This window comes from uncultured Lamprocystis sp. (assembly GCF_903933125.1).
Classification (GTDB): Bacteria; Pseudomonadota; Gammaproteobacteria; order Chromatiales; family Chromatiaceae; genus Thiodictyon.
Genome location: NZ_CAIZIZ010000395.1, coordinates 24589 through 37064 on the forward strand (window position 1 = coordinate 24589; position 12476 = coordinate 37064).

The window sequence follows — 12476 nt, forward strand, 5'->3', positions numbered from 1 at the left end:
AAAGTCAGCGGTTGCGTTTGGCTGCTTCCTTATCGATATTCCGTGTGATATGCCACTGTTGAGCAATCGATAGCAAGTTGTTGACGGTCCAATACAGCACCAACCCGGCGGGGAAAAATGCGAAGAAGATCGTAAACACGAACGGCAGGCTCATCATGACCTTTGCCTGGATCGGATCCGGTGGCGCAGGGTTCAGTTTCGACTGCACAAACATGGAGATGCCCATGATCAGCGGCAGGACGAAATAGGGATCGGGGGCTGACAGGTTGTCGATCCAGAGAATGAACGGTGCTTGGCGAAGCTCGACACTTTCAAGCAAGACCCAGTACAGAGCGATAAAAACCGGAATTTGTACCAGGATCGGTAAACAGCCGCCGAGCGGGTTTATCTTCTCCGTTTTATACATTTCCATCATCGCCTGGTTCAGACGTTCCTTATCATCCCCATACCGGTCCTTCAGCGCTTGCATTCGCGGCGTTATCTGCCGCATCTTTGCCATGGACTTATAACTGGCTTCGGAGAGCTTATAGAAAGCCAGCTTGATCAGGATGGTGAGAACGACGATCGCCCAGCCCCAGTTTCCGACGATCGTGTAGATCATGTCGAGGAGCCAATGGATCGGCTGAGCAATCACTGTCAGCCAACCGAAGTCTACCGTGAGTTCCAGACCAGGCGCGACCGCTGCCAGCGTTGATGGAAGTTTCGGTCCGATGTAAACCTGATTGGTAAACGTATGCGTCGCGCCGGCGTTGACGACAACAGGTGGGCTGTACTTGCCGATGATGTAGCGTGAGCCGTCCAGGACATTCGTGTAAAACGTCTCGCTAACGCCCCGCGGTGGTATCCAGGCGGACATGAAATAATGCTGGATCATTGCGACCCAACCGTCGGTGACAGAGCGATCGAGCTTTTGCTCGCGCATCTGATCGAATGAGATCTTGGTGTATTTATCTTCTGGGGTGTAATAGACCCCGCCGGTGTAGGTGCTGACAAAGCGCGATGCATTCGGGTCGATCAAATCGGTACGCTGTAACTGGGCGTACTCGCGAGCGATCAACGGTTGGACAGAATTGTTCAGCACTTCCTGGGTCGACTCGACGACATAACTCCCGCGCTGGAACCGAAGGTTCTTCCGAACCTGGACGCCGTTGGGAGAGGTCCAGGTAAGCGGCACCGTCAGCGATGTCTGGCCGGGCTCCAGTGTGTATTGGCTGGACTCGGTGGTGAACAAGGCTTCATGGGTCGGCAGAGAATCGGAAGCCGAGCCGATCAAACCGGACTGCACCACGAACATGTTCGGCGTGTCGGGTTTCAAGAGACGAAACTTCACGTCCGGCTCTTCGGGAGCTAACGCATACTCGGTCAGCCAGGCGCTGGCGATGGTTCCGCCCTTGGTCGAAATTTCGACCTTCATCAGGTCCGTCTGGACCGTGATGATCCGGCCTGAATCACCGGTCGCAGGACTCGTAGAGACAGGTAGAGCGCTGCTAGGTGGTTTGGGTGTCTCATTTTGAAGGCCAGGGACGCCCTCGGATCCGCCAGGAGATGTCGCGGGCTTTTCAGTGGTCGAGGCGAGTTGGCGGGCAGTGGTGGCGGGCCCGTAGTCCTGCACCCACGCCTGATAGATCAGCAGTGAGACTGCGGCGAGCGAAAAAATTAGGATTAAGCGGATATTATCCATGGGTTGTCACTGCTTCTTCGTCGGAACAGGATCGCATCCGCCGGGGTGCCAGGGATGGCATCGCAACAGTCGGAGGACAGCCAGATAAGCCCCCTGCAACAGGCCGTAGCGGTCGATGGCCTCGATGGCGTACGCGGAGCAAGATGGGTAAAACCGACAGTGCGGTCCGATCACCGGGCTGATCAGATACTGATATGCTCGGACTAACCAGATCAGGGCTTTACCCATGACGCATTCCTGATGGAGTTCCACGCCTGGCCCAGCGCGGAAAAGAGGGTTTTACTGGTCGAATTCGGTGCCTTGGCTGTCGCTAACACCACGATATCGACCGCGGGTAACTCTGAGCCGTGGATTCGAAAGCTCTCACGGGCAATGCGCTTGAGTCGGTTGCGATCGTAAGCGCGTCGGGCATACCGCTTGGACATCGCAAGTCCTAGTCGAGGGCTGCCCAGATCGTTAGGACAGGCGAACACTAGGAAAACGCCGACACCGAAGCGGAATCCACCTTTGAGGACTCGTTGGTACTGAAGTGTATTGACGAGCCGACGGGTCCGCGGCAGGCCGAGAGGATTATCGAGCGGCACGCGTGCGTTGAAGCCGATCGGGTTCCCTTACGTCGTTGCTTTACGGCGTTAAGCGGACTCGGCCCTTCGCCCGTCGCGCGCTGAGGACTTTGCGGCCGTTTCTGGTTGCATTACGTGCACGAAAACCGTGGGTGCGCGCGCACTTGATGCGACTTGGCTGGTAGGTACGTTTCATGGTGGTCTCTAGGGCGTGCGTTCTGGCGCTACTATGACGCGCTCGGAAAAAGACTTCGAAATTTAAACGGTTTCAAGGGAGATGTCAACGACTTCAAAGTCGCATGGGCGTTGCTCTTCCTGTGGATAACTTTCGCACTCAGGGCTAGACTTGCAATCTGCGGCTTGGTTTGGCGGCTCAAGACTCTTGGGCTGAGCCAGGCTTTACCTGAATTTGGACGATCGCACCGCACCAGGTTTTCTTCATAGGGTCCGGCAGCGATCAACGTAGGGCAATATTGGGTGGATTATGGATTTGTGGCAACAGTGTGTCTTGCGGTTGAAGGGGGAGTTGACGGCGGCAGAATTCAACACCTGGATTCTGCCACTGCAGGCACGATGTGAAGGTGAGGTTCTTCGATTGTTCGCGCCGAATAAGTTCGTGCAGGATTGGGCACGACAGCACTACGAGGAGCGTTTGATCGAGTTCGCCCGGCATGCCAGTAACGGCGCGGTCAACCGGATCCGGTTCGACGTCGGGGGGATCGACAGGGCCGACAACACGGCAACACCTGTGCCCGTTGAGACGGTCGACGACCCGGAGCGGTTTGTGGAGCGACGGACGGAGTCGAGGCTCAATCCGGACTTTAGTTTCGATACCTTTGTGGAAGGTAAGTCGAATCAGCTTGCGCGGGCCGCTTCAATGCAGATCAGCCAATCGCCGGGGGTGGCCTATAATCCGCTTTTTATTTATGGGGGTGTCGGACTTGGCAAGACGCATTTAATGCATGCTGTAGGAAATATGCTGTTGGAGAGAAATCCGACGGCGAAAGTGGCCTATTTGCATTCGGAGCGTTTTGTTGCTGAGATGATCAGGGCATTGCAGAACAATCGAATCGACGAATTCAAGAAAACCTATCGCTCGTTAAATGCACTATTGATCGATGATGTGCAGTTTTTTGCGGGTAAGGAGCGATCTCAAGAAGAATTTTTTCATACGTTTAATGCCCTGTTTGAGTCACGGCAGCAGATTGTACTATCAAGCGACAGATTTCCGAAGGAAGTGGTAGGGCTCGAAGAGCGACTGAGATCTCGATTCGGCTGGGGGTTGACGGTCTCTATCGAGCCACCGGATCTGGAAACAAGTGTGGCGATCCTGCAGAGCAAGGCGAGTTTGCTCGGCGTATCGCTACCGGAAGATGTCAGTTTCTTCGTTGGCCGGCGGATTCGGTCCAACATCCGTGAGTTGGAAGGGGCGCTTCGTCGGCTCGTGGCAAACGCGCAATTCATGGGTCGTGCCATTACGGTGGAATTTGCAAAAGAGGCGCTGCGGGATATGTTGGCAGCGCAGGACAAGCGCGTTACTATCGAAAGCATCCAAAAGGCTGTTGCAGAGTATTATAAAATCCGAACATCGGATTTGCTGTCGGCTAAGAGAAATCGATCGATCGCTCGGCCAAGACAGATCGCGATGACGCTGGCAAAAGAACTGACCAAGCATAGTTTGCCGGAGATTGGAACCGCGTTCGGTGGGCGGGATCATACAACGGTGCTGCATGCAACCAGAAAGATTAAGGAGTTAAAAGAAAGTGATTCTGCCGTTGAAGAGGATTATCGAAATCTGCTGCGTGGGCTGTCGTGAAAGCTGTGGATAAGATGGGAGCAAGGTTCGTAGAGTTGGGGTTGGCGTTTTTGATCACGTGTTATGCACAGATTTCAAGCATCGATATCAAGCGTCAGTTTGATGCGTATCTAGCTGTAATTTCTGCGGAATTCGGTTTTGATAACATACCCACAACCCTTATTACTATTACTTTTTTAGAATATATACAGAGTAGAAGAGGTTAAATGCATGGATATCACGGTCAACAGGGAACATTTGCTTCCGATTCTCAACAAGGTGGTGGGGGTCGTGGAACGCAGACAGACATTACCGATCTTAGGGAACCTTTTGGTTTCCGCTGAAGAAGGTCAGGTGAATATTGTCGGTACTGATCTGGAGATTGAGATCCGATCCTCCAGTGAGGCTAAAGTGACCGAGGGTGGACGGGTAACCATCCCGGCAAGAAAGCTCTCGGATATTTGTCGGTCGCTTGGAGACGGTGCGGATATTCGTTTTAAGGTCACGGGAGATCGATGCGTATTAACAGCGGAGCGAGGGCGGTATGTGCTTGGCACGCTGCCCGCGGCGGACTTTCCTAGCGTTGAGGCTCAGCCTGCGCAAGAGACCTTCACCGTGGAGGAGGCGACTTTAAAGAGGTTGTTGGAAAAGACCGGATTTGCAATGGCTCAGCAGGACGTTCGGTATTATCTGAACGGGTTGCTGTTGCAGGTCGAGAAAGACGTCGTTAGGGCGGTTGCCACCGATGGACACCGGCTCGCCGCTTTTGAGAGTGCGTGTTCCCTGGATTTGAGTGAACAGCGTTCGCTGATCATCCCGTTCAAGACCGTGAACGAGTTGAGGCGTCAATTGGGTTTAGGGTCATCAAGTGTTCAGGTAGAGATAGGGGAGCGTTTGATCAGGTTCGCCGTGGGAAAGACCATGACAACGTCGAAACTTGTTGATGGTCGGTATCCGGAATATGAGCGGGTTATTCCGTCAGGGCTTTCGAAGGTGGCGTATGCTAACAAAGATGCGCTTAAGCGTGCGCTTGCTCGCACCGCGATTTTGTCAAACGAGAAGTATCGTGGCGTTCGACTGGTGTTTGAGCCGGATTTGCTTAGGTTGGTCGCGCATAATCCAGAGCAGGAGGAAGCGGTGGAGGAAATGGAGCTGGCTTACGTTGGGGAACCCACCACGATCGGATTTAACGTTTCTTATCTTTCGGATCTGCTGAACGCGGTGGACAGCGAGAGCGTGGAGGTTCGGTTTGAAGATGGCAATAGTAGTTCGCTCTGGAGGGGGAAGGATGCAACTGGGGAGACGTATGTGGTGATGCCGATGCGACTTTAGGACGCAATGTTGTCTGATAGGTATGGTTTGTAAGGTGTTTTGGAAGGAGATCTGGCTGTTGACAGGGCTCTGCGATTTGATGTTCCACGTGGAACATTGGTTGATGGCAAGATCTGCTGGATGGAACCCGTCCGATTGTTCCACGTGGAACATCGCGAAAAGCCGAAAATAGCGAACACAAACAAGCCGATTCGGTCTCTATCATCTATGGCAACCATCGGTCCTGCCATATTGTCGAGCAAACGTTTGAAATGACTTACGACTCAACCAACATCAAAGTGCTTCGCGGTCTAGACGCGGTCCGAAAACGTCCAGGCATGTATATTGGCGATACCGACGATGGTACGGGCTTACATCATATGGTGTTTGAACTCGTCGACAACGCGATCGATGAAGCGCTTGCTGGGCACTGTTCTGAAATCAAAGTCACTATCTATCGTGATGGCTCAGTCGGTGTGACTGACAACGGACGGGGGATTCCTGTCGATATTCATGCCGAAGAGAACCGGTCAGCAGCCGAAGTCATCATGACCGTGCTTCACGCCGGGGGTAAATTCGACGATAACTCCTATAAAGTATCAGGTGGTTTGCACGGTGTCGGCGTTTCAGTCGTTAACGCACTTTCCGAGCGGCTCCTGCTGCGGGTTTGTCGAGGCGGCAAGGCTTATGACCAGGAGTATCACCTTGGCGTTCCGCAATATCCGCTCAGGGAGATTGGCGAGACCCTGGAAACAGGAACTGAGGTGCGGTTCTATCCGTCTCCGGAGATCTTTTCAAACCTAAGTTTCCACTACGATATTTTAGTAAAGCGTCTTCGTGACCTATCATTCCTGAATTCCGGTGTGCGGATCATGCTCACCGAGGAAATGAGTGGGCGGCAAGATGTCTTCGAACATGAAGGCGGTATCGCAGCTTTCGTCGATTATCTGAACCGAAATAAGTCACCAATCCATCCATCTGTGATCTATTTTTCGGCCGAACGCAACTCAATCCAAGTAGAACTCGCACTCCAATGGAATGAGGGGTTCCAAGAAACAATTTTTTGTTTCACAAACAACATACCTCAGCGTGACGGAGGTACCCATCTTGCTGGTCTCCGCGCCGGACTAACCAGGACCTTGAACGGTTATATCGAACGCGAAGGCCTTGAAAAGACGCAGAAGGTCCGGGCGGTCGGTGACGACGCACGAGAAGGTCTGACCGCAGTATTGTCGGTGAAACTCCATGATCCAAAGTTCTCATCTCAAACAAAGGATAAGCTGGTTTCTTCCGAGGTGAAGGCGATCGTCGAGTCTCTTGTTGTAGACCACGTCAATGCATTTCTTGAGGAACAACCGAGCCAGGCGAAAATTATCGCTGGAAAGATGCTCGACGCAGCGCGTGCCAGGGAAGCGGCCCGTAAAGCTCGTGAAATGACCCGCAGAAAAGGCGTTCTCGATATCGCGGGATTGCCCGGAAAATTGGCAGATTGCCAGGAGAAAGATCCGTCGAAATCGGAGTTGTATCTTGTAGAGGGCGATTCTGCTGGAGGGTCAGCGAAGCAAGGTCGAGATCGCGGGTTTCAAGCAATCCTTCCATTGAAAGGAAAAATTCTAAACGTAGAAAAAGCGCGATTCGACAAGATGATCTCATCCGCCGAGGTGGGTACACTTATCACCGCCCTGGGTTGCGGAATCGGTCGCGACGAGTATAACCCGGATAACCTTCGATACCATCGCATCATCATTATGACGGATGCGGATGTGGACGGAGCCCATATCCGAACCTTGCTGTTGACCTTCTTCTATCGGCAAATGCCGGAGTTGATCGATCGTGGCTATATCTATATCGCTCAGCCGCCGCTCTATAAACTCAAGAAAGGGAAACAGGAGGACTATCTCTTGGACGATACGGAGCTCAACGCCGCAATGCTTCAAACGGCGCTGGATGGATCAAGCCTTTTTGTGTCGGCAGATGCACCTCCCTTGGCGAGTACCGCTCTTGAGACACTGGCTCGGGACTACCAGATATTTGCGGGAATTTCGCGCCGACTCTCAGTGCGTTATGATCCGATCTTTCTTCAGGAGTTAGTCCGTGCTCCGGTGGTCGATCACAATCTGCTGTCAGATCTAGAGCGGCTGGTCACATGGTGTAAAGACGTTGAGAACAGAATGAACGCTCAACATGAGAATATCTCGGCCCTGCGGTTTACACTGAAGAGTACAAAAGGTGATATCCACAAACCGGGACATTTAGAATTGGTTCGATGGGTCCATGGGATATCTGAAATCCGGCAAATTCCGCACGAGTTTTTTAATACCGCCGATTACGAGCGTATTTCAGGGTATGGAGAAAAAACTGCTGGACTTCTTGATTCGACCGCATATGTTTCACGCGGCGAGCGGACAACGTCTATTGCCGATATTGGGCAGGGTATCCGCTGGCTATTAACCGAAGCGCAACGCGGTTACAGCATTCAGCGCTACAAGGGTCTCGGCGAAATGAACCCAGAGCAGTTATGGGATACTACCATGAACCCTGAGTCGCGCAGACTTTTGAGAGTCACCATAGAAGATGCTGTATCAGCCGACCAGATATTTACGACGCTTATGGGGGATAATGTCGAGCCGCGACGTGAGTTTATCGAACGCCACGCATTGGATGTAGAGAATCTGGACGTGTAGTTCGACTCGATTGCGTCATCGCATCAGGGTGAGGGGAACTCAGGATTGGTTACATCGGCGGCGACTCATCTCCCCTCCAACGCTGATGTTGTCGATTCGATCCAATCTTCGGCTTCCCGGTTGATCTGAGACGCGGTTTTCCCTTGTGTCGCGATCTCCGGGCCGATGACTAGGTCGATTTCCCCCGGTCGTTTTAGAAAACTTTGCCGTTCCCAAAACATCCCGGCATTGTGAGCGATTGGCACGACAGGATATCCACTGCGCTCGGCAAGGACAGCGCCTCCGATGTTGTAGGCACGACGCTCACCCGACCGGACGCGCGTGCCCTCGGGGAAGACGATCACCCATTTCCCTGAGTTCAGAGATTTTTTTCCATCCTTCAGTAATCGCTTCATCCCCATCATCCCAGCAGCGCGATCAATGGCGATGGGCGAGAAGCTGTTCAACGCAGCACCAAACAGCGGCAACCGGAGCAGTTCTTTCTTAAGGACCCAGGTTTGCTCAACCGGTAAGAGCGCCCTCAACGCGATGGTTTCCCATGCGGATTGATGCTTACATAGCACGATGGCGTTGGTGGAGGGCAATAACTCCCATCCACGGACGTGATACCCAAGGCCACACGTGAGCCTTAGCGCTTCGAGATTGGACTTAGCCCAAAGCTGAGCAAGACGGGAGCGGCGTCGGTATGAGAGAACGCGGCCTACCACCACGATAGCGGATCCAAAAACGACAACTGAAAGGATGAGATAGAGCAGATAGATGAACGACCTCAAGATAGTCAAGCGTTTCTCCAACGATTCAACAGGTCATGTGTTGCCTCGTTCAGATTGGTAAAGACGCGAATACCGGAAAGCCTTCGCGAATGATCGAGCAAAGTCTGTTCACCCTTTCCTGTCCGTACGAGTATTGGCTCCATTCCGACGTTTCTCGCCGCTTCAATATCTGAAAACGAATCCCCAATAAACGGCAACCCCGTCAAGTCAAGATTGAACCGATCCTCGATTGCCAAAAGCAACCCCGGCTTTGGTTTTCGACAGTTGCAGTGATCGGTCGGACCATGCGGGCAAAAAAAGATCATCTCTACCCGGCCGCCTTGACGGGATAAGCAATCCTGCAGCTTTTTATGAATTCCGTTCAGAGCGGAAAGATCAAAAAGCCCACGGGCGAGACCGGATTGATTAGTCACGATCGCTATGCGAAATCCGGCTTGGGTCAGCCTTGCTATTCCGTCAATACTGCCGGCGATCGGATTCCATTCAGACTCGGACTTAATGTACTCATCCGAGTCCTCATTGATCACACCATCGCGATCTATCGCAACGAAACGTTCCACTGCCATACTCTACTGAAGGAAAGAAATATCTGCTACGTTGAGAAATAACCCCGCAAGCCGCATCAGTAGGCGCAGGCGGTTCTCCCGGATTTTCGCGTCATCATCCATCACGAGCACCTGATCAAAAAACGTATCGACTTCAACGCGTAGATCCGCAAGTGTCTGGAGTACAGCCTTATAATCGTTTCTCGCAACCAGCGGGCGAATCTCTATCTCCGCAGCGGCCACCCTCCGCCAAAGGCTCTCTTCAGCCGCCTCCGAAAAAAACGCGGCGTCGGGTGCCATCGAGCCGTCGATGACCATCCCGCTCTTAGCCACGATATTGCGAATACGCTTATTCGCGGCAACGAGTGACGGACATCCCGCTGCATTGCGAAACTGCTGCACCGCATGTATCTTGAGATCTAACCGGCTGATAACGGTTTCATTTGTCGCGATAACCGCATCCACCGTATCCAGGGAAATCCCTTGCTCTTGATAAAATCCTATAAGTCGGTCGAATACGTACTTTTGCACGCTATCCGCCGTACCTAAAGCGATCGTCGTTTGATCAAACCCCTGTTCCGCTGTCCTTAGCAATACACCCAGGTCCAGATCAAGCGGCGTTTCTATGAGAATTCGTAGCACCGCGATCGATGCCCTTCGCAAACCGTAGGGGTCTTTTGTGCCGGTTGGCTTCTGCCCTATTCCGAAGATACCCACCAAGGTGTCCAGCCGATCCCCAAGCGCAAGGATGATCCCACAGCGACCGGCAGGGAGCGAGTCCCCAGCAAAGCGCGGAAGGTACTGTTGCTCTAATGCGTCGCAAACCTCCTGATCTTCGCCCCGGTTTCTGGCATAATACTTGCCTATGGTCCCTTGCAGCGCGGGGAACTCAGCGACCATGGATGTCACCAGATCACATTTGGCGAGAAAAGCTGCACGTTCAACGTGTTTCGGGCTATCACCGAGTAGGCTGGAGATTTCCCTTACGAGTCTGACAACGCGCTGCGATTTCTCAGCAACGGAACCGAGCCGCTCTTGAAAGACGACGGTCTTGAGCCGGTCGAAATGGTCCTGCAGAGGTTGATCCAAGTCCTGTTCCCAAAAGAATTTCGCGTCACTGAATCGTGGTCGTATAACGCGTTCGTTCCCTAGTCGCACTTGTTCAGGAGCTTCGCTGACAATATTCGCGACAGCAATAAAATTCGGCAGCAGGTGACCAGCGACATCGCGAAGCGCAAAATACTTCTGATTTTTGCGCATCGTCTCAATCAGTACCTCGGCTGGTACTGCGAGGAACTGAGAATCAAAAGAGGCAAAAATGGCGACCGGCCACTCGACCAGCCCAGTCACCTCGTCCAGCAAACTCGCCGCCAGATCTGCTTTCATTTCGTGTTCGGACGCCAATGCCGCAACCTGGTTTTCAATTGCCGCTCGCCTGTCACTGAAAGATGGTTCAACATAGCCTTGCTCCCTCAGCAGTGCGGGGTAATGCGATGCGGTCGGCACGCGAATTGGCCCCGGGGCATGGAAGCGATGACCAAAGGTGACCTGCCCGATCGTGACGCCAAAGATCTCACCGCCAACGGTTTGCTCTCCAAGAATCATGCACACCCAGTGAATTGGCCGTACGAATTCGGCGCTCCCGTTTCCCCATCGCATGCGCTTTGCAATCGGCAGGTCGTTCAGGACTTTCTCGAAGATCCGCGGTAATAGCACCGCCGTCAGCTGGCCCTCATCCAATTTCTTGAAGACGAGCCATTCTCCTTTGTCGGAGCGCTCTCTCTCCAAGTCATCAAGGTCGACTCCACATGACTGCGCGAATCCGATCGCAGCCTTCGTTGCCTTGCCATTCAGGTCGAATGCTGCGGCTACTGAAGGACCTCTTCGAAAGCGCGCCTGCTCCGCCTGCCGCACAGCCACATCTTCCACGATGACCGCGAGCCGACGAGGCGTGCAAAACTGGAGCACCTTACCGTGATCGATTCCCTGTTCGTCGAGTTGTGCTGAAAGTCCCGCTGCTAAAGCGCCGGCCAACTCACGCAATGACGTCGGAGGTAACTCTTCAGTACCGATTTCAAAAAGCAATTCCTTATTCATTATCGAGTCACATCACGCGTTTCTTGATTGAGCATCGGAAATCCGAGCGATTCCCGCTTGGCATAGTAAGCTTGAGCCACGGCACGGGCTAAGGATCTGATCCGCAGAATAAACCGCTGCCGCTCGGTCACCGAAATGGCGCCGCGGGCATCCAGCAGATTGAACGCGTGAGAGGCCTTGAGTACCTGCTCGTACGCCGGCAAAGGCAGCTCTGCTTCGACGAGTCGCTGACTGATGCGTTCGCTGGCATCGAAAGCGCTAAACAGCGTGTCGACGTCCGCTTCTTTGAAGTTGTAGTTGGATTGCTCTACTTCGTTCTGATAAAAAACATCGCGATAGGTCACGACGCTGCCAGCAGATCGACCCCAAACGATGTCATACACGCTCTCGACGGATTGCAGGTACATAGCAAGCCGTTCGAGGCCGTAGGTGATTTCCCCGCTGACTGGTCGGCAATCCAATCCTCCCACTTGCTGAAAATAGGTGAACTGAGTGACCTCCATGCCGTTTAGCCAGACCTCCCAGCCGAGGCCCCAAGCACCTAGGGATGGCGACTCCCAGTTATCCTCCACGAACCGGATATCATGAACAAGCGGATTGATGCCGAGATACCTGAGGGACTCGAGGTAAAGATCCTGGATGTCCAACGGTGACGGTTTCAATAACACCTGAAACTGATAGTAGTGTTGTAGACGGTTGGGGTTTTCTCCGTAGCGCCCGTCGGTCGGACGTCGTGAAGGTTGAACGTATGCGGCCCGCCAAGGCTCTGGTCCGATGGCGCGCAGGAACGTCGCGGGATGAAAGGTACCTGCCCCAACCTCCATGTCGAGTGGCTGAACAACGACACATCCTAAGCTGGCCCAATAACGCTCAAGTGCAAAAATCATGCCTTGGAACGTGGAAACATCTGCCGACTCCAACTTCAAGGTATACCACCATTGCTTACCGAACTGCGAAGAGCGAAAGTATATCTGTAAGCTGGATCCTAGAACCAGTTTTCCAGCCCTTGACCGATATTCCAGTCGCT

General features: G+C 53.2%; 11 protein-coding genes. 3 read left to right on the forward strand and 8 right to left on the reverse strand.

Annotated elements, in window-relative coordinates; all coding sequences use genetic code 11:
- Positions 1-4: 4 nt before the first annotated feature.
- The 4 genes from yidC to rpmH are packed head-to-tail and all read right to left on the reverse strand — an operon-like array spanning position 5 to position 2440.
- Positions 5-1681 carry a membrane protein insertase YidC gene (gene yidC, locus QZY03_RS20915; RefSeq protein WP_295584232.1) on the reverse strand — a complete coding sequence of 559 codons (1677 nt, stop codon included), beginning with the start codon at positions 1679-1681 and terminating at the stop codon, positions 5-7.
- A gap of 6 nt (positions 1682-1687) precedes the next feature.
- Positions 1688-1909, reverse strand: coding sequence for a membrane protein insertion efficiency factor YidD (gene yidD, locus QZY03_RS20920; RefSeq protein WP_295584234.1), 222 nt, complete (start codon positions 1907-1909; stop codon positions 1688-1690).
- On the reverse strand, positions 1894-2265 hold the full coding sequence (gene rnpA, locus QZY03_RS20925; RefSeq protein ID WP_295584236.1) for a ribonuclease P protein component: 372 nt from the start codon (positions 2263-2265) through the stop codon (positions 1894-1896). Before rnpA ends, yidD begins: the two co-directional genes overlap by 16 nt.
- 40 nt (positions 2266-2305) lie before the next feature.
- Positions 2306-2440, reverse strand: coding sequence for a 50S ribosomal protein L34 (rpmH, locus tag QZY03_RS20930; RefSeq protein WP_295584238.1), 135 nt, complete (start codon positions 2438-2440; stop codon positions 2306-2308).
- A 288-nt stretch (positions 2441-2728) separates the two neighbouring features.
- On the opposite strand from rpmH, the gene dnaA reads away from it, so the two are divergent.
- From dnaA to gyrB, 3 genes are all read left to right on the forward strand, one after another.
- Positions 2729-4060: a chromosomal replication initiator protein DnaA gene (dnaA, locus tag QZY03_RS20935; protein ID WP_295584240.1), complete on the forward strand. Its 1332-nt coding sequence runs from the start codon at positions 2729-2731 to the stop codon at positions 4058-4060.
- A gap of 210 nt (positions 4061-4270) precedes the next feature.
- The gene (dnaN, locus tag QZY03_RS20940; RefSeq protein WP_295584241.1) at positions 4271-5371 is read left to right on the forward strand and encodes a DNA polymerase III subunit beta; all 1101 of its coding nucleotides are present in this window, start codon (positions 4271-4273) and stop codon (positions 5369-5371) included.
- 251 nt (positions 5372-5622) lie between these two features.
- On the forward strand, positions 5623-8034 hold the full coding sequence (gyrB, locus tag QZY03_RS20945; protein ID WP_295584243.1) for a DNA topoisomerase (ATP-hydrolyzing) subunit B: 2412 nt from the start codon (positions 5623-5625) through the stop codon (positions 8032-8034).
- A 65-nt stretch (positions 8035-8099) separates the two neighbouring features.
- On the opposite strand, the gene QZY03_RS20950 is transcribed toward gyrB, so the two are convergent.
- The 4 genes from QZY03_RS20950 to glyQ form a co-directional block, all read right to left on the reverse strand.
- Positions 8100-8744 carry a lysophospholipid acyltransferase family protein gene (locus QZY03_RS20950; protein WP_363168716.1) on the reverse strand — a complete coding sequence of 215 codons (645 nt, stop codon included), beginning with the start codon at positions 8742-8744 and terminating at the stop codon, positions 8100-8102.
- Positions 8745-8812: 68 nt separating this feature from the next.
- Positions 8813-9373, reverse strand: a complete 561-nt coding sequence (gene gmhB / locus QZY03_RS20955) for a D-glycero-beta-D-manno-heptose 1,7-bisphosphate 7-phosphatase (RefSeq protein ID WP_295584247.1) — start codon at positions 9371-9373, stop codon at positions 8813-8815.
- Positions 9374-9376: 3 nt separating this feature from the next.
- Positions 9377-11449, reverse strand: coding sequence for a glycine--tRNA ligase subunit beta (glyS, locus tag QZY03_RS20960; RefSeq protein ID WP_295584249.1), 2073 nt, complete (start codon positions 11447-11449; stop codon positions 9377-9379).
- The gene (gene glyQ / locus QZY03_RS20965) at positions 11449-12375 is read right to left on the reverse strand and encodes a glycine--tRNA ligase subunit alpha (RefSeq protein WP_295584251.1); all 927 of its coding nucleotides are present in this window, start codon (positions 12373-12375) and stop codon (positions 11449-11451) included. Before glyQ ends, glyS begins: the two co-directional genes overlap by 1 nt.
- Positions 12376-12476 lie beyond the last annotated feature (101 nt).

Coding starts and splice junctions, on each gene's coding strand:
- gmhB (WP_295584247.1), bottom strand. CDS start 9,373: ATGGCAGTGGAACGTTTCGTTGCGATAGATCGCGATGGTGTGATCAAT.
- yidD (WP_295584234.1), bottom strand. CDS start 1,909: ATGGGTAAAGCCCTGATCTGGTTAGTCCGAGCATATCAGTATCTGATC.
- gyrB (WP_295584243.1), top strand. CDS start 5,623: ATGACTTACGACTCAACCAACATCAAAGTGCTTCGCGGTCTAGACGCG.
- dnaA (WP_295584240.1), top strand. CDS start 2,729: ATGGATTTGTGGCAACAGTGTGTCTTGCGGTTGAAGGGGGAGTTGACG.
- glyS (WP_295584249.1), bottom strand. CDS start 11,449: ATGAATAAGGAATTGCTTTTTGAAATCGGTACTGAAGAGTTACCTCCG.
- dnaN (WP_295584241.1), top strand. CDS start 4,271: ATGGATATCACGGTCAACAGGGAACATTTGCTTCCGATTCTCAACAAG.
- rpmH (WP_295584238.1), bottom strand. CDS start 2,440: ATGAAACGTACCTACCAGCCAAGTCGCATCAAGTGCGCGCGCACCCAC.
- yidC (WP_295584232.1), bottom strand. CDS start 1,681: ATGGATAATATCCGCTTAATCCTAATTTTTTCGCTCGCCGCAGTCTCA.